The organism is Allochromatium palmeri (assembly GCF_009720725.1).
GTDB lineage: Bacteria > Pseudomonadota > Gammaproteobacteria > Chromatiales > Chromatiaceae > Thermochromatium > Thermochromatium palmeri.
Window position 1 is genome coordinate 13,382 of sequence record NZ_WNKT01000042.1, and the last position, 21,521, is coordinate 34,902.

Annotated in this window: 25 protein-coding genes and 1 pseudogene; 24 read left to right on the forward strand and 2 right to left on the reverse strand. The window is 61.7% G+C overall.

Annotated features, from left to right (window positions below; genetic code table 11):
* Positions 1-2 precede the first annotated feature (2 nt).
* From GJ668_RS15515 to GJ668_RS15630, 24 genes and pseudogenes are all read left to right on the forward strand, one after another.
* Positions 3-1,561: pseudogene (locus GJ668_RS15515) on the forward strand (IS3 family transposase).
* 124 nt (positions 1,562-1,685) lie between these two features.
* On the forward strand, positions 1,686-2,285 hold the full coding sequence (locus GJ668_RS15520) for a hypothetical protein (protein WP_155451044.1): 600 nt from the start codon (positions 1,686-1,688) through the stop codon (positions 2,283-2,285).
* Positions 2,286-2,288: 3 nt separating this feature from the next.
* Entirely contained in the window at positions 2,289-3,305 is a 1,017-nt protein-coding gene (locus GJ668_RS15525; RefSeq protein ID WP_155451045.1) for a hypothetical protein, read from the forward strand.
* Positions 3,306-3,340: 35 nt separating this feature from the next.
* The gene (locus GJ668_RS15530) at positions 3,341-4,084 is read left to right on the forward strand and encodes a hypothetical protein (RefSeq protein ID WP_155451046.1); all 744 of its coding nucleotides are present in this window, start codon (positions 3,341-3,343) and stop codon (positions 4,082-4,084) included.
* 42 nt (positions 4,085-4,126) lie between these two features.
* Entirely contained in the window at positions 4,127-4,648 is a 522-nt protein-coding gene (locus tag GJ668_RS15535; protein ID WP_155451047.1) for a hypothetical protein, read from the forward strand.
* An 82-nt stretch (positions 4,649-4,730) separates the two neighbouring features.
* Positions 4,731-5,303: a hypothetical protein gene (locus tag GJ668_RS15540; RefSeq protein ID WP_155451048.1), complete on the forward strand. Its 573-nt coding sequence runs from the start codon at positions 4,731-4,733 to the stop codon at positions 5,301-5,303.
* A gap of 73 nt (positions 5,304-5,376) precedes the next feature.
* Positions 5,377-5,904, forward strand: a complete 528-nt coding sequence (locus GJ668_RS15545) for a SycD/LcrH family type III secretion system chaperone (protein ID WP_155451049.1) — start codon at positions 5,377-5,379, stop codon at positions 5,902-5,904.
* 3 nt (positions 5,905-5,907) lie between these two features.
* On the forward strand, positions 5,908-6,846 hold the full coding sequence (gene sctE / locus GJ668_RS15550) for a type III secretion system translocon subunit SseC family protein (protein WP_155451050.1): 939 nt from the start codon (positions 5,908-5,910) through the stop codon (positions 6,844-6,846).
* Positions 6,847-6,874: 28 nt separating this feature from the next.
* Positions 6,875-7,663 (forward strand): type III secretion system translocon subunit SctB, encoded by a 789-nt coding sequence (sctB, locus tag GJ668_RS15555; protein WP_155451051.1) that lies wholly within the window; start codon positions 6,875-6,877, stop codon positions 7,661-7,663.
* Between the two features lie 11 nt (positions 7,664-7,674).
* Positions 7,675-9,123, forward strand: coding sequence for a hypothetical protein (locus GJ668_RS15560; protein WP_155451052.1), 1,449 nt, complete (start codon positions 7,675-7,677; stop codon positions 9,121-9,123).
* 15 nt (positions 9,124-9,138) lie between these two features.
* Complete coding sequence (locus tag GJ668_RS15565) at positions 9,139-9,591, forward strand: type III secretion system chaperone (RefSeq protein ID WP_155451053.1); 453 nt, start codon at positions 9,139-9,141, stop codon at positions 9,589-9,591.
* Between the two features lie 10 nt (positions 9,592-9,601).
* Positions 9,602-10,054 carry a CesT family type III secretion system chaperone gene (locus tag GJ668_RS15570; RefSeq protein ID WP_155451054.1) on the forward strand — a complete coding sequence of 151 codons (453 nt, stop codon included), beginning with the start codon at positions 9,602-9,604 and terminating at the stop codon, positions 10,052-10,054.
* Between the two features lie 6 nt (positions 10,055-10,060).
* Positions 10,061-11,569: a type III secretion system inner membrane ring subunit SctD gene (gene sctD / locus GJ668_RS15575; RefSeq protein ID WP_155451055.1), complete on the forward strand. Its 1,509-nt coding sequence runs from the start codon at positions 10,061-10,063 to the stop codon at positions 11,567-11,569.
* Positions 11,566-11,817 (forward strand): EscE/YscE/SsaE family type III secretion system needle protein co-chaperone, encoded by a 252-nt coding sequence (locus GJ668_RS15580; protein ID WP_155451056.1) that lies wholly within the window; start codon positions 11,566-11,568, stop codon positions 11,815-11,817. Before sctD ends, GJ668_RS15580 begins: the two co-directional genes overlap by 4 nt.
* A gap of 60 nt (positions 11,818-11,877) precedes the next feature.
* Positions 11,878-12,093 carry an EscF/YscF/HrpA family type III secretion system needle major subunit gene (locus tag GJ668_RS15585; RefSeq protein WP_155451057.1) on the forward strand — a complete coding sequence of 72 codons (216 nt, stop codon included), beginning with the start codon at positions 11,878-11,880 and terminating at the stop codon, positions 12,091-12,093.
* Between the two features lie 40 nt (positions 12,094-12,133).
* Positions 12,134-12,514 (forward strand): HrpB1 family type III secretion system apparatus protein, encoded by a 381-nt coding sequence (locus tag GJ668_RS15590; RefSeq protein ID WP_155451058.1) that lies wholly within the window; start codon positions 12,134-12,136, stop codon positions 12,512-12,514.
* Between the two features lie 59 nt (positions 12,515-12,573).
* A complete protein-coding gene (locus tag GJ668_RS15595; protein WP_186343139.1) occupies positions 12,574-12,945 on the forward strand; it encodes an EscI/YscI/HrpB family type III secretion system inner rod protein in 372 nt (123 codons plus the stop codon).
* A gap of 5 nt (positions 12,946-12,950) precedes the next feature.
* Positions 12,951-13,727: a type III secretion system inner membrane ring lipoprotein SctJ gene (sctJ, locus tag GJ668_RS15600; protein ID WP_186343140.1), complete on the forward strand. Its 777-nt coding sequence runs from the start codon at positions 12,951-12,953 to the stop codon at positions 13,725-13,727.
* Complete coding sequence (locus GJ668_RS15605) at positions 13,720-14,391, forward strand: SctK family type III secretion system sorting platform protein (protein ID WP_186343141.1); 672 nt, start codon at positions 13,720-13,722, stop codon at positions 14,389-14,391. Before sctJ ends, GJ668_RS15605 begins: the two co-directional genes overlap by 8 nt.
* Entirely contained in the window at positions 14,370-15,011 is a 642-nt protein-coding gene (locus GJ668_RS15610) for an HrpE/YscL family type III secretion apparatus protein (protein WP_155451062.1), read from the forward strand. Before GJ668_RS15605 ends, GJ668_RS15610 begins: the two co-directional genes overlap by 22 nt.
* Positions 15,012-15,053: 42 nt before the next feature.
* Positions 15,054-15,395 carry an STAS domain-containing protein gene (locus GJ668_RS15615; RefSeq protein ID WP_155451063.1) on the forward strand — a complete coding sequence of 114 codons (342 nt, stop codon included), beginning with the start codon at positions 15,054-15,056 and terminating at the stop codon, positions 15,393-15,395.
* Entirely contained in the window at positions 15,392-15,844 is a 453-nt protein-coding gene (locus GJ668_RS15620; protein WP_186343142.1) for an ATP-binding protein, read from the forward strand. The genes GJ668_RS15615 and GJ668_RS15620 overlap by 4 nt, the downstream gene beginning before the upstream one ends.
* Positions 15,845-15,914: 70 nt before the next feature.
* On the forward strand, positions 15,915-16,862 hold the full coding sequence (locus GJ668_RS15625) for an ABC transporter substrate-binding protein (RefSeq protein ID WP_186343143.1): 948 nt from the start codon (positions 15,915-15,917) through the stop codon (positions 16,860-16,862).
* Positions 16,863-16,915: 53 nt separating this feature from the next.
* The gene (locus tag GJ668_RS15630) at positions 16,916-18,832 is read left to right on the forward strand and encodes a SpoIIE family protein phosphatase (protein WP_343032230.1); all 1,917 of its coding nucleotides are present in this window, start codon (positions 16,916-16,918) and stop codon (positions 18,830-18,832) included.
* A gap of 277 nt (positions 18,833-19,109) precedes the next feature.
* Here the strand turns inward: GJ668_RS15630 and GJ668_RS15635 are convergent, their stop codons facing one another.
* Together GJ668_RS15635 and GJ668_RS15640 are read right to left on the reverse strand one after the other, a co-directional pair.
* Positions 19,110-19,430, reverse strand: coding sequence for a hypothetical protein (locus GJ668_RS15635; protein ID WP_155451067.1), 321 nt, complete (start codon positions 19,428-19,430; stop codon positions 19,110-19,112).
* Positions 19,431-19,483: 53 nt separating this feature from the next.
* On the reverse strand, positions 19,484-20,446 hold the full coding sequence (locus GJ668_RS15640) for an integrase domain-containing protein (RefSeq protein WP_155451068.1): 963 nt from the start codon (positions 20,444-20,446) through the stop codon (positions 19,484-19,486).
* Between the last annotated feature and the right edge of the window lie 1,075 nt (positions 20,447-21,521).

The window sequence follows — 21,521 nt, forward strand, 5'->3', positions numbered from 1 at the left end:
TGATGAGTGGGTATTCCGAAGAACGCCGAGCGGCGATCGTGGCGAAGTTGCTGCCGCCGCAGAACCTGAGTCCGCGTGAGGTGGCCGAGCAGGAAGGGATCTCGTTGCCGACGGTCTATAAGTGGCGCAAAGAGGCGCGGGCGGCGGGGCGCTGCCTGCCGGATGCCGATGCCACGGGGTCGAAGTCCTGGTCGTCGAAGGACCGCTTTGGGGCGGTGGTGGAGACGGCGGGGATGAACAGCGCGGAAGTGGCCGAGTACTGCCGGCGTCGGGGGTTGTATCCGGAGCAGTTGGCGCGCTGGCGTCAGGACTGTGAGCAGGCAGGGAACCTGAGTCACCAGGAGCGTCGGCGCGAGGGCGAGGAGCTGAAGGTGCAGCGTCAGCGCATTCGGCAGCTGGAGCGGGAGTTACAGCGCAAGGAGTCGGCCCTGGCGGAGACGGCGGCGCTGTTGGTGCTGTCAAAAAAAGCGCAGGCGATCTGGGGGGTAGAGGCGTGATGATCAGTGCCTCAGATCGCCGTCGCGCTGTGGAGCTGATCGAGCAGGCCCAACAGGCGGGAGCGCGCTTGGCGCCGGCCTGTGAGGTCTTGGGCCTGAGCGTGCGCACGTTTCAGCGCTGGACGCGCGCCGGTGGCGTGCGCGAAGACCAACGCCCGACGGCCATCCGTCCCAAGCCGGCCAAGGCGCTCAGCCCCGCCGAGGAGCAGGCGATTCTGGACGCCTGCCATCGCCCCGAATTCGCCCATCTGCCGCCGGAGCAGATCGTCGTGCGTCTGCTCGATGAGGAGCAGTGCTATCTGGGCTCAGTCTCCAGCTTTTACCGTGTGCTGCGCCGCCACGGGGAACTGGTCCATCGCGGGCGGGCCAAGACCCCGCGCCGTGCGCCGCGGCCCACGACCTATCAGGCCACCAACCCCAATCAGGTCTGGTCCTGGGACTGTACCTGGTTGCCCGGACCGGTCAGGGGACTGTTCTTCTACCTGGTGATGATCGTCGACATCTACAGCCGCAAGATCGTCGGCTGGGAGGTCTTTCACAGTGAGTCGGCCCAGCACGCGCGCCTGGTCATCGAACGGGCGGTGCTCGCCGAGCGTCTCATCGATCAGCCCCTGGTGCTGCACGCCGATAACGGCAGCGCCTTCAAAGGGGCTACACTTCTAGAGAAGCTCCATGAACTCAACATCACGCCCTCCTACAGCCGCTCACGCGTCTCCAACGACAACGCCTACTCCGAGGCGCTGTTTCGCACCTGCAAGTACGTCCCGGACTATCCCGTCGACGGCTTTGCCGGCCTGGAGGACGCCCAGCGCTGGGTCTATGGCTTTGTCGGCGGCTACAACACCGAGCATCGCCACAGTGCCATCCGCTTCGTCACCCCCGCGCAGCGCCATCGCGGCGAGGATCCCCAGATCCTCGCTCAGCGCCACGCCCTCAACCAGGCCGCCCGCGACCAACACCCCGAGCGCTGGAGCGGGCCGACGCGCAACTGGACGCCGATCACGGTCGTCTCCCTCAACCCGGAGCGTGACCTGGATCACACGCCGTTAGAGCAAGCGGTGTGACAACGATGCAGGCGACAACTACCTTGACAATTACCGCGGAAAGCGCCTCGATTGTGTGAGCCAGATCAATGTTTCAAAAGATTTCGAGGTGTAGTGTGGGCGCGTTTTTCGATGGAGTGCGACGGTGATCGATTCTGGTGCCGGTACTTTGGAACGATCCGTCGACCCGTTGGCGGATGCCTTACGGGCCATGGGGCATGCCGTCACCGCGCATCGTCTGTCCAATCGTCCCGACTCGCTTTACATCGGCCCGCGTGTGCGGATGCGTGAAGCCGAGATCATCTACCGCCGCCCCGAGCCGGGGCTGCTGCTGATCGTCCTCTATCGCCGGCTCGGCGAACGGCGCGTCACGCTGGCCAATCCCTTCGCCGAGCTGTTCGGCTTCCTGTCCTTGTGTGTCGAGCCGCGCTTCGGCTTGCGCCGCGTTCTGTGCCGCATCTCGACCAGTCCCTATCGCGATCAGGGTGGACTGGACGACGCGCGTATGGTGCGACTGTGCGACCATCTGTTGGGGGCGGAGTGGGTCGAGTATGACCAGCATCCCTGGCTTGCGCAGGAGGCGGCGGCGTTGCGCGCGCGCCTGGAGCGGCTGCGGCCCGCGCGCGGAACCGGCGACCGACCGCCTAACATCCATCAATGCCCAGGGCCAGTCCGGCGCAAGCATCCACACACCTTTCCGGGGCCGATCAACACTCACAATAACGCTGCATCGCGAGGACTCTGAATCATGATCGCACCCATCCACAACGCTTCGGTCGAGCGGGCGAACGACGCCGCCAGCAATCAGCTGCGGCTGTCGGTCGAGGATATGATCGTGCTGGTTGGCCTTGAGGCCATGCAGTTCCAGCAAGGCAAGATTCGCAGCCAGTACCAGCACATTGCCAATCAACAGGCCTTCATGAAGAACCTGCAAAAGGCGGTCAATGCCGCAGCCCATACCAAGACGGGGCGACTGGACAAAATCGTTTTTGATTACACTGATCCGGTGACCGGCAAGACTCAGAAGATGGATCTCAAAACCTTCATGGAGCGCTTTGGCATCGACACCCCCAAGACTGAGTATCACGGCATCGTCAAGTTCATCAAGGCTGTGATCGACGGCATTGGCAAATTGATGGGAAAGGCGGTCGAGTTCGTCAAGAAGAATTATCCCGATTTGGTCGATACGCTCAATGGAATCGGAAAATCGATCAATAAAGTGGTTGACTATATTGCCAATATTCTCAAAGCGATTGATAAGAATATCGGCGAGTTTATGAAAACAGATGTTGGTAAGGCCTTGGCTTTTTCAGCTGCCTTTGTGGGTGCTGGTGCGGCAGCCTTATTAGCACTTGGCACCTTTTTGCCTGCGGAACTCTCAATTTTGGCTGTCATGGGCATTGGCATTGGATTAATGGCTATCGCGAAATCGGCCAACATCAAGCTCGAGGACTTCGATCTCTACAAGCTGTTCAAAGGCGTGGTTGGGGAAGTGGTTGATTTTGGCGAAAAGCTCTGGGCATTTTTGCAAGAAAACCTGCAGGAGATCCTCGAGAACTGGACAGAATCTCTCGATGAAAGCCAATGGCAGGTTGTCGAAAATAACCTGAAATTTAGTTCGGACAGCGCCAACTCGATGGCGCAACAGGATCATCTGCGACTCTCAAATGCGCTCAACGAATACAATGAATTGACCCAAATGGTCAGCAACAATCTCAACAAGATGACGCAAATGAACATGAATGTGATCGGCAACATGCGTTGACGCCCTGACACCTAAGCGCCAGCAGGAGATCGCTTATGCATACAGATGATAGGGCAAAGCCCGGATTCAATCCTGAAGAGGTGAAAAAAAGCGCCGAACGCTATTTCGGCCCGGATGGCATCACGCTCGATGCGATCAAACGCTTCCTCGCGGATTCGGGGTCACCACCACTGCCCGATGTTGGCAAGCTGTTACAGCTCGCGATCGACCTCCCTCGCAGTGAAGAACTTGGAAAAGGCTGGGAGCGTTTACTGAAAAGTAATGATCTTGGAGCACTGATTGACGACCCCAAAGCATGCACCGAAAAACACGGGATCGGTTCGGATGTGATCAAGACCCGTCTGGAGGCGTTTCAGCGCCGTCTTGACGACATGGAGCCGATCCAATTTCCCGACCCATCGATGATCGCTCAGCTACTTCTGACAATGGCCGAGCATCTGACTGACAACATGAACGAGACACCGAAGATGACTGATCTTGCCGAGACGATCCAACGCAATGAAGACCTCATTGGTCAAAACGAGGCGCTGTTGAGTCAGACGGACCGCCTGTTGTCGGAGCACAGGGCATTGCTCGAACAGCACGGCCTCACGCCCGATGCGGTGCGCCGCTTCATCGAGAGTGACGCTGTGTCGCCGGAGGATCGCGAGCACATTCGTCAGGAGCTCGCCAAGGCCCAGGAAGAAATCACCGCGCGCGAGGCCCAGATCGAAACCGAGCAGGCGCTCGATGCCAAAACCAGTTACGCCAAAAAACCCAAGATGCGGTCGATGGTGTGAGGTGATGCAATTTCAATTTGCTGCTAGACCAGGAGCAATATCATGTCCGACGTACAGGGTACGAGTCGCCTTGGGGCAATGGCCGGCGCGGAATTACCGAAACCTCAGATGAGTCTCTCCGAGATCCTGCTGATGATCGGTATCGAGGCCATGAATGCCAACGACGACCGCATTCGCTTGGCCTACGCCAAGGTGCAGCAGAACAACAAGGATCTTCAGGAGCTCAACAAGGTCATGGCCTACCTGGCCGCGCACAAGGATCAGGATATGTGGGAAAACGCCGACATTGGCGATGGACGTAAGCTCGGCGATGTGCTCAAAAAGTTCGGAATCTCCTATCAGACTCGCGAGAGTAACGGAAAGCCCTTCATCAGCAAGGATGATTTCAAAAAGATCGAGACCGCCGTCAAAGGTGCGTCGGATGCCCTCGGCGGCACCAATCAGATCGACATGATGAAGCTGCAATCGACGCTCAATAAACAGAACGAAATGTCACAGATGGTCAGCAACAACATGAGCAAGCTTAATCAGATGGCGATGTCAGTCATTGGCAACATGCGATAAGCTTGGCACGAACCTTTTGTTGTTGATAGGCGCTCGGCGCCAAAACTGGTCATGCCAAGAAACCCAAGATGCGGTCCATGGTGTGAGCGGGTTCAACTTATTTTTTTACCGCGAAATGAGGGTCAATGACATGTCCGATGTACAGGCTATGAGTAGTGTTGGGGCACTCGCCGGCGCGGAAGCACTGCCGCCTCGGATGAGCATCTCCGAAATCCTGTTGATGATCGGCATCGAGGCCATGGACGCCAACGACGAGCGTATTCGCGTGGCCTACGCCAAGGTGCAGCAGAACAACAAGGATCTTCAGGAACTCAACAAGGCCATGGCCTATTTGGCCGCGCACAAGGATAAGGATCTCAATAAAGACGATATCATTGATCCGAGTGCCAAACCTCCCATTAAATTAGGTGATGTGCTGGATAAATTCGGCGTTGCCTATTCAGCGGGGACCGACGGCAAGATCGGCAAGGATCAGTTCGCCAAGATCGAGACCGCCGTCAAGGGTGCGTCCGATGCCCTCGGCGGCACCAATCAGATCGACATGATGAAGCTGCAATCGACGCTCAACAAACAGAACGAGATGTCGCAGATGGTCAGCAACAACATGAGCAAGCTCAATCAGATGGCGATGTCGATCATTGGCAACATGCGGTGAGCCGCGCTCGCCCGCCAGTGCGTGGCGGGAGCCCTGGTCCGAGCCTTCAATCCCGATTCCATGGAGACGCCTGATGTCCGCATCGCCGGAAGAACTGACTGATTCGCTGGTATCCGAGGTCAGCGAAGACGATCTGGCCCAGATCACGGCCGATTTCATCAAGAATGGCAAAACCCTGCGCGAACTCAAAGGCGTCACCCGCGACGAACTGGAGGCGGTCTATCAGGTCGCCTATCAGTTGTATTCCGGCGGCGACTATGAAAAGGCGCGCAAGCTCTTCGAGTTTCTCTGCTTCTTCGATCATCTCGAGCGCAAATACTGGCTCGGCATGGGCGGTTGCCGCCAGATGCTCAAGCAATACGAACCGGCCATCGAGGCCTATAGCCTGGCCATGCTGCTCGATTCCAACGATCCGCTGCCGCCCTTCCACGCCGCTGAGTGCCACATCGCCCTCGGTCACCGCGACGCGGCCATCAGCGGTCTGACCGCCGCGCTGGAATGGTCGACGGAGGGTTCCGAGCATCAGGCGCTGCGCGAGCGGGCCAAGGCGTTACGCGCGATCCTGGAAGAGTCCGCGCCCGCCGCGGCCGAGGAGGGCTGAGTCATGTCGATTCCACCGGATGTTGCCCAACGCCTGATCCATGCCGGTTATGTGCCCGAGCCGACGGAATTGCCGCCGGCCGCCGCGTCCGCGGGGGGCGCGCGAGCCAGCGTGCCGCCGCCGGTCAGGGATAGCGCCGCAGCGGGGGCCGCGCCGCCGCTGCCGCCGCCGCCCAAGATGAGCATCGAGGATCTGACGCTTGCCCTGACCGCGCTCGGCGCCAAGATCGCCGAGACCCGCCAGCAGACCTCGATCACCGAGATCAAGGGCAACATGGCCAAGCAGACCGCAGAGAACAAGGCGCGCCTGGCCAAGATCGAGGAATCGGCCAAGAAGGCCGACGAGGCCAAGAAGAGCGGGGTGTGGGGCAAGGTGTTCGGCTGGGTCGCGACGATCGCCGCGACCATCGCGGCGGTCGCACTCTCGATCACCGGCATCGGCGCCCTGGTGGGCGCGGCGCTGATCGCGGCCGCCGTGGTCGGCTTGACGATGCAGATCGTCAACGAGATTCCGGCGGCCAAGGAGTGGATGGCCAATCATTCGGCGTTCGGCTGGGTCATGATGGGCGTGCAGGTCGCGCTGTCCGTGTGTACCCTCGGCGCGGGGCTGGCGGGTGCGATCAAGACAGCGACGGATGTCGCCTGGAAGACCGCCGCAGCCATCATCGGTAAGGTCGCCAATCTCCTGGGCGGCACGGCCACGGTTGGCGGCGGCGCCTCGGGTGTCGCCACCGCCATACTGAACGACGAGGCATCCGGCGCTCAGGTCGATGCCAAGGCCATCGAGGCGGAACTCCTAAAATTGCAAGGGCTGCTGGACGAGGAGATGGCGCGTCTGAAAAAGATGATGGAAGAAGCCGAGGAATCGGTGTCCATGTGCATGAGCATCATGACGGGCGCCAGTCAGGCCAAGCAGAACATCATCGCTAAAATGGCGGTGTAACGGACGGGACGATTCGGAGGGTTGGAGCATGTCGAATACGATCGACGATCATGCCAGCTTCATTCCGGCATCCATGCCGGAGACGAGCGCCTTCGCGGCGGAGACAGACGCGGCGGACGCGGCCCGCGCCGCCTCTGGATTGAACGCCACGCCGACGCGCATCGAGCGGATGGCGACGGATGCCGTGTCGTCTTGTCAGGCGGGGGCGCCCGAACTGCCGCCCCCCGGTGAGCCAGATCGGCGAGCGATGCAGGACGCGGCTAACCGCGTCAGGCATCTGTCCGAGGACGGTATGCTGGATGTCTTCGAGGTGATGGCGGAGTTCTACAAGCTGACCCAGACGATGCGCGAATCGTCCAAGCAGGCCGCGCACGCCGAAATGGAACGTCAGGTCGCGGAGATTCATCTCCAGGCCGATGAAATGCACAACGCGGCGGTGAACAACCTGGTGGGGGGCATCATTTCCGGCGCCATGCAAATGGCCGCGGGCGCCCTTCAGCTCGTTGGTGGCGTGAAATCGCTCAAGATAGCGTCGGAGGCGGATACGCAAGCCAACGCCATGATGACGGCGTTTCGTGGCGCTTCAGAGGTTGTATCGGGGGTTGGCAAGGGAATCGAGAGCCGTTTCCAATATGCCGCTGCCGCAAACCAGGTGGCCGTAAAGGATCACGAGGCCGAAGCGACCAGGGCCGCCGGCGAACGCGACGAGATGATGCAGTTCAAGAACAAGATGGAAGAAAACATGCAAGCCACGCTGCAAGCCCTGCAACAGGTGATGCAGAGCCGCGAGCAGGTCGTGTCCAAGATTTTTGCCTGAAGGAGATTCTCATGTCACGTCCGATTGGAGAAATGCGCATCACGCTGCCGCAGGCAGTCAATCAGGTTTATGCCGGCGATCTCGCGGCGGCGCGTACCTTGAACGGGCGCTCGGTACAGGCTGCCCCGCCTGGCGCGGCCCGCGCGGCGCGCGCCCAAGAGCAGCAGCGCATTGCCGCGCCGCCGGCATTCTGGAAACGCCTCTTTAATTTCATCGGTTTGCGCAAGTTCACGCCGGAGGAAAGTTATCGGGCTCAAACCCATGCGCTCAGCGGAAAATTGCGAGATGCCGTCACCAAGCTCGGCACGGGACATGCCACCAAGGACGCACTGGTTGGACCCATGGGTGAAATCGTGGGGGATATCAAAAAATTGGCACTGACGGTTCTGGCGAACAATCCGGATATGAAGTTACTGGTTGAGTCGAGAAGGAAGCTCTTGAATCGCCAACCGGCGGGGGGCGACGCCAAGCAGCAATTGGCCTCGGTCGAACTCAAGATTGAGGCGATGGCCCGCCAAACCGAGAAGGCGATCATCGGCGCCCGACTTGGGGCGCTCGTAAAATCCATGTCCAACGAGGGGCTCAATCGCTTGCACAGGGTTGCCGATGAGACCCGCGAAAGGCTGCAATCGCAGCTCCGGAAGATAGATCGGTACGATGAGAAAAAGGCGTTGCCGGAAGGCCCTATGAAGGACCAGGAGCTCGCGCTGCGCAGTCGGGAGTATAGAAGCTTCGAACGGCCGCTGGGATTGGCACTGAGCCTCTTCGTTGCCACCCGCGACGAGCTGGCGAGCCGGAATGCGGCGCGTCAATGGGAAACGTCTGGGGTTGCAACGATCGATATGGATCGTCTCCAGACGGAAGCAAAACCCCAACTGGAAAGACTGGAGGGTCACCTGGCTCCAGCCCTTTTGTCGCTAGACCATTTTGAAAGAACATTTAGAGACACGAGTCGGAATATGCACTTTTCCATTAATGGCGAAGCACTCAATATCTGTCAACTCGGGGCTCGCAATAATGATCAGACCGCGGCCATGGCGGCTTATGCCACAGATAAAGAACGGATAGCCGCCAAATTTGGCGAGAATGCGCCAAAAGTTCTGGCGTTTCTGGATCAGCAATTGATAATGGGCACTACTAATTCAATTCTCAAGAACGTCACTGTTGAGATTGGTAATCCTCCAGAGCCTTGCGTCGTGAAAGGCACGAGGATTGGGTTAACACCTGGGACATCTCATATAAATATGAACGTCGTTGGCGGTGAGAACGCGGTGACTTTCGAGGTCAATATTCGGCGCCCGATTGCCGAGATACTAGATGAAACAGAAGGATCGCATAAGTTCGATCAAGATCGAAGCTATTTCGATATCAGCTATAAAATAGCCCTCACGTCGGATAATCATCTGACATGGGATGGAGAGCCAAAATTGGCTTACCGCCTGAAAAATCCGAAAAACTGAGGAGTGCACCCGATCATGACCTTCGATGAACTGACCCAGTCACTGTCCGGCCGCTTCGGGCTGTCCGAACTCGCCGCCAATCAGGACGGCATGATCCGCCTGGCCTTCGCCGGCGATGTGGATGTCGATATCGAACCCGAGGCCGAATTGGACGCCCTGCACATCTACAGCGCGCTCGGACCTCAAACCGACGATCCCGACGTGCTGACGCGGTTACTGGCCGCCAATCTGTTCGGCAAGGACACCGGCGGCGCGGTCATCGCGCTGGATGACTTCCTCAAGCAAATCCTGCTGGTGCGCACCTTCGCGCTGAGCACCCTGGATGTGGATGCCTTCCTGGCGGCGCTGGAAGAGTTCGTCAATCACGCTGAGCTGTGGCGGAATCGTCTGACATCCGGTGACCTGACCAGCTACCCGACCCGCGAGCCGGCCACTGATCTGCGTCCGGAACTGATGATTCGCGGTTAGGAAAACACGGATGCCGGCCTCGACACTCGAAGCGCTCATGACGCACTTTGCCGCGCGTCGCCATCTCGATCCGCTCACAGCAGATGCCGATGGCGGTTACCATTTGCGGATCGACGAGCGCCTCGACATCAGGCTGTTTCAGAGCGGCGGGCAGATCCTGCTGGAGAGTTCATTCGGCCCCCCCTTGCCGCCGGAAGACCCGCCGGAGCAGCTGTTGCGGATGCTGCGTCTCCAACTGACGACGATGTCCGCGGTGGAGGAGGTGTTGACCCTGAATCCCGAGGACGAGACCCTGATGCTGTTCAGACGCTTGCCGGCTGGCCGCCAGACACTTGAGGATTTTGAGGACGCGCTCGAAGGGTTCGTCAACCAGCTCGAGCGCTGGACGCGCGAACTGTTCCAACCAGCATCATCCGCTCCGACTGCGCCGCCCATCCCAACCCTGCAACTGTTTTTCCCTTGATCGTGTATGAGTGCATCGCCTGACCGCTTGATGGCCTGCGAGGATCGCTCGGCCGGTTGGGTGCTTCGTCTGCTCACGGGTTTGCAGCAGGGCGCTGAGGCGCCCTTGTCCGACGGGGTCGACTATGTGCTTGGCCGCGACGAGACCTGCGACCTGGTGCTGTGGGACGAGTCGGTCGCGCCGCGTCATCTGGCGCTGCGCGCCGAATCCGGACGGGTGCGGGTGCAGGCTCTGGAACAGCCGCTCGTCCTGCGCGATCGGCTCCTGGAACCGGATGGAGTGCTCGAACTCGCGACCGCCGCGACGCTGCGCGCGGGCGTCTTGGTGCTGGCGGTGGGACCGTCCGACACCGACTGGTCCGGACTCATGCCTCCCGATACGCCATCGCCTGCCGGATCGAACCACGCGCCGGACGAGCCGCCGGAAATTCAGACTGAGCCGGACGCAGGGACACCACAGGCAACGCCCGTGGCGCCTGAGACGATCGCTGACTCACCGGATATCGAGCTTCCGACCGCGTCTGCCGTGACCCCATCCCGAACGCGGCTGGTCAGGATGACCGCCCTGATCGTTGCCGGCAGTCTGCTTATCGTGCTCCTGATCCTGCTTGGCGTCCTCTTCGAGACAGGCTCGACGCCCGAGGCGGATCGATCGACCGAGGCGACGTCGGCTCAAAACATCGAGCGCGCGCGTGCCTTGGCCCAACGAGCCGGAATCGACGACATTGAGATCGACGTCGGTCCCTCTGGACTCCTGACGCTGCACGGCTATAGCGCGACGCGTGCCCAGCGCGACGCCTTGACCGAAGCCTTGCTCGCCGAGGGTCTGCGCGCGGACAATCGGCTCTGGCCCGAAGACGTCTTGCATGAGACGCTGCGCGAAACGCTGGAACGACTCGGCGCTCGGCATCTCAGCTATGATTATCGAGGACAGGGCGAGGTCCGGGTCCAGGGTATACTCCGCCCCGGACTCACGGCCGAGCGGCTCGCGCGCACACTTCAGGACGATATACCCGGCATCCGCCGTGTCGTCACCGAGTTGCAGCCGATCGCGCCGCTGTTGCAGGATTTGCGGGAAGAATTGCGTGCGGCTAGACTCGATCAGAAGCTGACGCTCACCTCCGAGGAACCGCCCGTGACCCTGAGCGGGCGATTGAACGCACGCGAGATGGAACACTTGACTGCGATCCGCGACCGCCTCGCCGCGCGTTATCCCGAGTTGCCGCCGCTGGTGTCGAGCGTCATGCTCGACGCACCTCAGGCATCTCCGGCGATGTCGGCGTCGTCCGAAGCGACCGTCTCGGGCGGACCCTGTACCGAGCCGCTAATTCGGGTGGTCGGCGTTCTGATTGGGACCGGCAAGGCGGCCTACGCGATCCTGGAGAGCGGCGAACAGGTCAGGCGCGGTGAGCGGATCGGCGGACGCTATGTCGTCGAGGAGATCCGTTTCGATCGCGTGATCGCGCGCGCGGATGGACAGCAGCATATCTTTCCTGTAGGAGTCAGTCACCGATGACCGAGAATCACCAAGATCAAGACGAGCCCTGGTTCGAGATCGAGCGCCGACTGCGCGACGATGCTGAAGGGCGTGAGCGCGACGCGCTCGAGCAGAGACTTGAAGAGGCGGCACGCGCCGTCAAGCGGCGGATGGACGTCGGTGTATCGCCGGCCGAATTCAGCGGACTGCAAGCGATCCATCAGGGATTGGAGGCTGGAATCGACGTGATGCAGCGCGTCTGGCGCGTGCATCACCCTCTTGCCTGAACAGCGACCGCCGATCGTGGCGGCGCTTCTTGTCATCCATCGATCAATGGGAGAAATCGCATGAGCATCAGCGTTGGCGCACTCATCGGCGCACTTGGCAAGGAGGAACAGGCAATAAAGGACAAAATCAACGATCCGAGTTTCAACGCTTCCGACTCGAAGCAAATGCTTGAAATGCAGATGAGATTCAGCAATTACCAACAGATCAGCGGCATCACCTCCGCCATCCTCAGCGACCTGAAGCAGGCCGCACAAGGCGTGATTCAAAAGATTTAGATCACCGACATCAGTGGCGGCATGACGCAGAGGCACGGGCATGGATATCGATGAAGATCTCGTTCGACTGTTGGCCGAGTTGGCCTCGATCGCTGGCGGGCGCTGTCTGGCCGACCAGACCGAGGCGCTGGTTGGGGCGCTGGCGGTCTTGCGGCCCGACAACGAGCGGCCTTATCTGATTCAGGCGCTCGCCCGCTTGAATCTGGGCGATGCCGAGGGCGCGGAGCGCATCCTGCGCGATCGCGCGCTCAAGACCAATCCAGTCGGCGGCATGGCGATGGCCTATCTGGGGCTGGTACTCCATCAACAGGGGCGTATCGCCGAGCGTGATCAGGTATTGCGCGCGGCGCTGGATAGTCAGGATGGCGACGAGGACGCCGCGCGGCTCGCGCGCCATCTGCTGAACACGGCACCCGCCTGAGCGGTATGATCGACCCTATTGCCCCCTATGCTACGGGGCCATTGGCCAGCTTGGATCCCATGCCTCTGATGCCGCTGCCTGTGGCGCTGCCGTCTGTCGGCGCCGCCGATCAGGTTCGTTTCGAGACCGCTCTACAGCGTGTCGAAGAGCCCAGGAGTCCGGCCTTTGCACCGGTCCCGATATCGGTTCCGACCGACCCTCCCGCCTCACCCGGCGATGTGATCCTGCATGGACTGGAGCGTTTGCGCGCCCGCTATCGCGAGGTGACTGCTGAGATGACGGCCGTCTCCGATCGACAAACCTCGGTCTCGCCTCAGGAATTGATCGGGTTACAGATGCAGATGACACAGGTCACGCTCGGCACTCAGCTGATCGGTCAGGTGGCGAGCAAGCTGGAGCAGAATCTGAACACCTTGCTCAAAGGCTCCTGAGTCGCGTGTCCAGTTCGATTCACCAGATCGGTCGCGGACGCCGGCGTTGGCTGATCGGCTGTCTGTGGTTGCTGCTATTGCTGACGGGCTGTCAGAAGGTCGAGCTCTATTCAAACCTCTCCGAGCGCGAGGGCAACGAGATCCTGGCCGTGTTGCTGGATCATGACATTGCCGCAGCCAAGACCCGCACCAAGGAGTTCGTGACCATCAGCGTACCCGAGGCCGATGTGGCGAACGCCATTGAAGTCCTGCTCCGCCAGGGTCTTCCGCGCGAACGCTTCACCGATCTCGGGCAGATCTTCCAGAAACAGGGCCTGATCTCGTCGCCGATGGAGGAGCGGGTGCGCTACACCTACGGGCTGTCGCAGATGCTCGCCGAGACCCTGACTCAGATCGATGGCGTGCTCTCGGCGCGCGTACTCATCGTGCTGCCCGAAGCGGCGTCCTTCGGCCAGACGGCCCCGCCCGCGTCGGCCTCGGTCTTCATCAAGTATCTGCCCGGAATGGCGGTCGAGGAGTCCGTCCCACGCATCAAGACGTTGGTACAGAACAGTGTCGATGGTCTGAGCTACGACAACATCTCGGTCGCACTCTTCCCAAGTGCCGATGCGTTTCTGGACGGTGAGGGCATCCAGCCGCCGGAGCATCCGCCGCGATCGCCTTGGCCAGGCATTGCCATCGTGCTGGCGATGCTGTTGGCCGCGTCGTTGGGCGCGGCGGCGTATCTCGGGTGGAGGATGCGTCACCCGCGCCGCGTACCGGAGACGGCCACCGATGGTTGACGCCTGTCTCGGGCTTCCCGGATCGCCCTGGTGTGAGCGCGCACTGATCTTGAACACCCAGCCGACGCGCTATCTCCACGCTTCCTGGTACGAGGCTCTACCGCATCGCGAACTTGCGCGGCGGCTCATGGCTTGCGCGCGCGCCGAAGCCGCTCTATCACGCTATCTGCTTCAGTCCTTCGAACTCGAAGGGCGCTATGTGGAGAATTTCAGCAACCCCTGGGCGCGTCTGGCCTTGCTCGATGGCCCCTGGATCGAACGTCTCATGCGCCGGCTCGGTCTGGCGCTGCATGCGTCGCGTCTCAGGCTCGAACTCTCGGGCGAGCGCTTGCGGCGCCTCAAGTCGGCCTTAAGCGCCGAGGATTGGAACTTCATGATGCGCGAGACGCCACTGCTGGGTCCGATTCCCGTCTTCCATTCCGAACCGCACCGGCCGGACGCCGATCCCGCGACCCGGTTTGCGCTGATCGGAACGCGCTTCTGTGTGCTCCAGGGACTTGGCGCCTTGGACGAAGCGCTGATTCGCCGTCTGGCGCTGAAGCTGCCCGCCGATTGGACGCCTGCATTGAGTGCGGCCCGCGTGCCGCAATCGAACGCATTGCCGCCCATCCTGCGTAGATTGCTCCGGGAGTTGCCGCCGGCATGGATCCCTTTGTTCGCCTGACTGATCGCGTCTTGAGCCTGGCCCCGGATACGCGCCTGCTGAAACAGGCCGATTATCAGACCTTCGTCATGGCCGGGCAGATACTCGCGGCAACCCAGCGCGAGGCAGAGGAACAGCGTGCCGAGACCGAGCGCGAACAGGCGCAGCGTCTGCAGGCGGGCTATGAGCAGGGGTTGGCGCAAGCGCGCCTGGAGATGGCCACGCGCATGCTCGAAACGGTCGAGCGCACGGTGGACTATCTCGGCGCCGTCGAGCACCGGGTCGTGGATCTGGTCATGATGTCGGTCCGAAAGGTGCTCGGCGAATTCGAGGATACAGAGCTGACCGGGCGCCTGGTGCGCCAGTCGCTGCAAGTGGTGCGCAACCAGCCGCAGGCGACGATCAGGGTCTGTCCGGCACAAGCCGAACAGCTACAGCAGCGGCTGAATGAGCTGCTGGCCGGCTACAACAGCTTGAGAATGATCGAGGTCGTTCCCGATCCGCGTCTGGGACGCGGTGACTGTATCCTGGAGACCGAGATCGGCGTGGTCGACGCCGGCCTGGAGACACAGCTCAAGGCACTGGAGCAGGCCCTGCGATCGCGTTTGCAGAAACAGGCGGAGGCGGCGTCCGTCGATTAAGGGCGCTGATCCCGTTCATCCGAAGGTCAAGGGGGATACACGATGGATATCGATGTCAGGCTCCAGGACGGTATTCATGTCCTGAAAATTTCCGGTCAACTCGATGCGCTCAGCGGGCCGGACTATGAGCAACGGGTCAATCGTCTCATTGCCGAGGGGGCAAGACGGTTGGTCGTGGATTTCGAGCCTCTGGTTTATATCAGCAGTGCCGGTCTGCGCGCCCTGCTGAACACGAGCAAGCCGCTGATGATCCAGGGCGGCGCTCTGGTCTACGCCAATCTCCAGCCCAGTGTGCGCGAGGTCTTCGAGATGACGGGCCTGCTGTCGCTGTTCAAGGTATGCGATTCGTTGCCCGAGGCCATCGCGCTGGTGCAAGCGTCATGAAGGTCGTGTCACGGCGTTTGCCCGCGGCCATCGAACAGTTGACCGAGGCACGGGCCTTTCTGAAGCCATTGGCCAAGCAGGCGGGACTCGATGAGCGTCTCACTGGGCGTCTCGAACTGGCGCTCGAGGAGGTCTTCGTCAATGTCTGCCACTATGCCTATCCCCCCGATCGGCCGGGCGAGATTGAGCTGCGGATCAGCGCCGACCGCGATTGTTTCATACTCGATGTGCTCGACGATGGGCAACCCTTCGATCCCGAGACCCTGCTGGAACCCGACCTGTCGGCGTCGCTGGAGCAGCGCCCGATCGGCGGGCTGGGCTGGTTCCTGACCCGTCAGATGGTGAGCGAACTGCGCTGTCGGCGGGAGCAGGGGCGCAATCTGGTCTCACTGATCATGCGGTCAACCGATGATGAGGATAGTCGTGCTTCGAGTTCGGGGCATGGTTGAGCTGCTGCACGGATGGCGCGTTCTGTCTCGTAGAGCATTTGGTTGCGCATGGCGGTGGGCGCCGCTGGTCATGCTGCTGTTCATCGTCCCCCAGACCAGGGCCGGAAGCGATGCGGTTGTGCCGCCAACGCCCCTGCTGCTCATGCTGGCCTGGCAGCCGCAGGCCCAGTTCGCCGGTTACTATGTTGCGCTCGAGCATGGTTTCTACCATGAGGCTGGAATCGAACTGACGATCCTGAGCGCGGATCGGGGACGTTCGGCGCTGGCTGCCCTGCGCGCGGGTGAGGTCGATCTCGCGGTTGCCTGGTTAGCGGCCGCCATCAAGGCCCGCGCTGATGGCGCGCCGCTGGTCAACGTTGCACAGCTGTTGCCGCGTTCATCCGTGGTACTGATCACCCGCGTCAGTTCCGGCGTGCATCGTCTATCCGATCTTGGCGGCCGGCGCGTTGGGATGTGGATGGGTGATGCAGCACTTCCGGTCGAGGCGTTGCTGCGCGAGCAGAATCTGGAGGTCGAGCGCGTTCCGCAGTCGACCACGATCAATCTCTTTTTGCGTGGCGGTGTCGAGGCCATGTCAGGGATGCTGTACAACGAATACCACCTGCTGATCGATGCCGGCCCGGAGCCGGAAGAGGTGATGGTGTTCCCGCTGGCTGAGCATGGAATCGATTTTCCCGAGGATGGGCTGTATGTGTTGGAACAGACACAGCGCGAAAAATCCGCCGTGATCGCCGCCTTCGTCGCCGCGACCCGGCGCGGTTGGGAGCAGGCCTTTGCCGATCCGGAGGGCGCGCTCGATCTCGTGCTTCGGCGCCAGCGTGCGGAGTATGTTCCAGCCAATCGCACGCATCAGCGCTGGATGCTGGAGCAGATCCGCGCCGCCATGGGCGAGCCGGGCGAGAACGGCTGGGATTGGCGGCTGCACCGTGAGGATGTCGAGCGGGTCGGCGACCTGTTGCAACGCCTGGATATGATCGATGCCGTTCCGTCCGACATCGAGCGCCTTGGAGCCGAATGATGGCGCGTTTCTCAGGCATTGGCGCTCGACTGGCATTGTACGTGACGCTGTGCGTGGCCATCATTCTTGGCGCCAGTCTGGGGCTGTATCAATATCAGGCGCGTGAGCTGTTGTTGCAGCGCTTGCAGGAGAATGCCCAGAGTCGTTCACTGGCGTTGGTGCAGCGTGTGGAGCGTGTCCTTATAACGGTGCGGCGAGCGATCGAGACCCTGGCCGGCACGCTCGAATCGGCGTCTCTCAGTCAGGATGACGTGCCTGGACTCATGCGACATACCCTGGAGATGAACCCCGAGATCTTTGGCATCGCCATGGGCTTCGAGCCATCGGCTCTCGGGCACCCGGATCGACGTCACGTCCCCTATGTCTTTCGTCGTGATGGTCGGATCGAGTTGAGTCTCGAACCCGGCGCTCAGGATTATCTGTTCGAGGATTGGTATCAAATTCCGCGTGAACTGGGGCTGCCGGAGTGGAGCGAACCCTATTACGAACTCGACGACGACAATGTGCAGTTGATCGCCACGTTTTCGCTACCGGTGATGCAACCCAAGTCGGACGACCAACGTCTGCGCGGCATTCTGGCCGCCGATATTGCCCTCGACTGGTTCACATGCGAGCTGGCCGAATTCAAGGTGCTCCAGCATGGCTTCGCGGTCCTGATCTCGCGTAACGGCGCCGTCCTCAGCCATCCCGATACCGACTGCATCATGAATGAAAACCTGTTCAGCCTAGCGGCGGCCTGGAGCGACAGCGCGCTGCGCGAGCAGGCACGGACCATGATCGGAGGTGGTGAGGGTTTCATTCAGAACACCCCCTTGTTCGGGGTGATGGCGCACGTCTACTTCGCCCCCATTGCCGGATCCGACTGGACGCTCGCGATCGTGTTTCCCGAGAATGAACTGTTTCGTGACATCAATCGTCTGACGCTCAACGCCGCCATCGTCGGTAGCCTGGGTTTGGGGCTATCGCTACTCGTCGTGCTGTCGATCGCCGGCTCCATCAGTCGCCCATTGCGCGTGCTCGCCGACTCGACCGAGCGCATTGCTAAGAGCGATTTCGATGCCCCATTGCCGGAGGTGCAACGAGGCGACGAAGTTGGGCAGTTGACCGAGTCATTCGCCGCCATGCGCACGGCACTGCGCCAGCATATCGAATGGCTCAGGACGACGACGGCGGCCAAGGAGCGCATCGAGAGCGAGCTGGCGATCGCGCGCGACATCCAGATGTCGATCCTGCCCAAGCTGTTTCCGCCGATCCCGAATCGGGACGAGTTCGACCTGCGCGCGCTCATCGTGCCGGCGCGCGAGGTTGGCGGCGATTTCTACGATTTCTTCCCGCTCGACAAGGACCGGCTCTGCTTTCTGATTGCCGATGTCTCGGGTAAGGGCGTACCGGCGGCGCTGTTCATGGCCGTGACCAAGACCCTGATCAAATCGACTGCGCGTGACCGGCAGGATCCAGCCGAGATCCTGACCCAGGTCAATGCCGAGTTGGCGGCCGACAATGCCAGCAATATGTTCGTCACCGTTTTCTGCGGTGTGCTCGATGCGCGCACCGGCGCTCTGGAGTATGTCAACGCCGGTCACAATCCGCCGGTGCTGATCGGGACAGGTGGTCAGTCACCGCGATGGCTCAAGGGCACGCCGCAATTGCTGCTCGGCATCATGGAGGGCGTGGTCTATCGGTCGGCCTCCTTGCGTCTAGCACCCGGCGAACGGCTACTGCTCTATACCGACGGCGTCACCGAGGCCATGAACGGGCAGGATGAGTTCTATTCCGAGGTGCGTTTGCTCGACACCCTCGAATCGGAGCCGCAGCCGGATCTGGTGAGCCTGCTCGCGATGCTGTTGGAGCGTGTCCAGTCCTTCGCCGGCGAGACGCCCCAGTCCGACGACATCACCCTGCTGGCGATCGAGTATCGCGGCCAGGGCCAGCGACCGATCGCTCCCAGTTCTGCTTCGGTCGAGTTTTGAAATCCGTCCGAATCGTCCCGACCATATAACTCGCTCCTACTGGAGTCACCACGAATAAGCGCCCACGGTGACACCCGACGCGCCACGTTTACCGCAGCCTATGAACTGGCCGCCGCTAGCGAGCGCAAGCGGCACTATGACCATGAACGCACTATTCTACTCAACGCAATCCGCCGTTTGAGCACGCCTATGAGGCTCGAATAGAGTCACAAAGCCCAGTAGTTGCAAATCCTGCACCATTCATGGCTGCAATGGCGCAACCACGATCCGGACCTATCTACCCCTTGATGGGAAGCTTGGCGGGGCGCCCGCCATATCCATGGCGTTGTTGATCCAGGCCAAGGCAGCGAATTTCGGGGTGCGGTGATGTCCAAGGACCGCGCAGATGCGGCTCCCAGTCCGGCCATTTCCCAATCGCCGCGGCGAGCACGCGCGCGGTGCGCCAGTAATCGTAGCGCGTGCCGGCGGCCAATCCGGCCGTGCCGTGCTCCAGGGCGTAGCGCAGATGCTTGGCCCGGTACTGGTAGGGCTCGCGGACACCAAAGCGCTCGGCCATCCAGTCATGTAGGCGTTGCGCACGCCGGATGTGTTGCTGCACGCTCCGGTGACTGCCGGGCTGAGCCCGTCGCAGTAGAACCTCGATGCGCATGCTCAGCGCCCGCCGATGTAGGCGGCCACCACATCGAGACGCCCATGCCCCAGCTCCTCGGCGATGACCTGTCGCGCCGACCGGTCACGCCCGCGCTCCGTCGCCGTTGGCCGCCGTCCGGACACCACGGGGGCGGCGCGTCCCGTCAGCGTCTGATAGCGGCTACAGGCATAGGCGGCGCGGGCATCGTGATAGCCTGGCAGGCCATGCGTCTGGAGGATCTCCCGCGCACGGTTCAGCTCGGACTCACGCGCGATGGCCAGCTGGGCATAGGTCTCATGCGGCGCGATCAGATTGGGCGAGCCGGCCGGGCGCGTGGCCAGCGCGCTCGCCAGCGTCTCGCGGGCCTGGTCCGTCATCGGCACCCAGCGCGGCGCATCGCGCCCACCCTTGGTGCCGTCTTGGACATTCACCGCCCCGTGGCGCTCGGCCTCCCGGCTCCAGCGCCCCAGATCCGCTTTCACCGCTTCCTCGCGGCGGACCCCGAAGTCACGCGCCAACTCCAGCACCGCTGCGGCGCGTTCCAAACCGGCGGCTCTGAGTGCTGTCGCCGCTTGGCTGACCCGCGCTCGGTCGAGACTGCCGGGTGCCTGAGTACGAACCTGTGAGCGCCGGCCAACCGCCTGAGCCGGCGAGAGGCGCACCCGGTCGTCACCGCGCAGCGCGGCGAGCGTCACGTTCACCGTCGAGAGCAGATTCTGGCCGTACTGGACGCTGATCGCCTGATCCTGGACCCGGCTGGCGACATGCGCCGCGTAGCGCTCGAGCGTCGCCTGTTGGTCGACTCGGGCTAGATCCCGAATCCCCTGCGCCTTGGCCCAGTGCGCGAACTGGTTCCAGCGATCGCTGTGGGCCGCGACCGAGCCATAGTGACCGTCGGCGTAATAGGCGCGCAGCGCCTCGCGTCCGGCGTAAGCGAGCTGCTTGCCGAACCCGAAATTGCGCGCACTGGCGTACTTTCCCATTCCGAACGCTCCGAACCCTGCCGATTTTCAGACCCGCACAGTCCCGCTGACGTTGGTAAGTGATGACCTTGAAGCCCAAGGCTAGGCGTGCGGTTGGCCGTTTAATGTCGTGCCGGACATCGAGACCGTTGTGCCATCCGGCAGAGGTGGTCTTAACCTCGATGCGCTCTCACCCGGTCGCAGTGAGCGGGGGACCGTCGCGCCGCCTGGCGGCCGGGCGCGGTGGAGCGTGCGGTTGAATCGGTGTTGGCGAAAGCGATGCAGACCGGCCTGGGATGCCTCCCCTGGTGGCCCGAAGTGGGCCGCCTACAGGCGTTCGCGGGTTTTGGTGCGGAGTTTTGGTGCCTGGGAACAGCCGTTGAAGCCTGTCAGGACGTGAGTTCCGTGCCGGCGGTCTTTGTGGACAAAGACCGCCGCAGCCAGCGGGGCGGTTGAGGCGCGATGGCGTACAACAGCCTGGAGCACCTGTCGGCGCTGGGCGGGGCGTGGTCCGAGCCGGTCGGACGCAGATGACTTCGGTGGTGGCCGGCGGAGAATGAACCGCCGCTGATCGACCGGAGGTGGTCGCGGGATGGTTTGAAACCCGCAGGCGCAGATAGCCCGGAGTACTCCAGACAGTTTGGCCTGGATCAAACGTCTTCGACGACGCGGTTGGGAGCCTGATCGATCAGGCTTCGGTGGTGCGTGGGTGCTTGTGGATCGCCCCCACCGGCGATGGACCCAGGCCTCAGGCGGGATCACCGTCTGTGGGGCTGGGGACGTGCAGTGATTTCATCGTAGGCGGCGCGGGTGCATTCGTCAATTGTGGCCGCCTTGATGTGCTCCGGGCCAGCCTGTCCTACATGGCCCAGACGTGACCGTCGTCATGACCGACGGATGACCCATGGATGACCCATGGATGACCGTGATGACCGGTCGGTGTCCGTAACGGTCAGTGGGGCCAGGCATCGCGTCATTCGGTGAAACTTGCCCCGGAGCCAAGGGTCTATTCGCGCGTTAAACCACGTCCAGTCAGAGATGCGTAATTTTTGTGATACGCTGTCCACATGAACTGAGTCGCCGTTGGCTCGCCCTC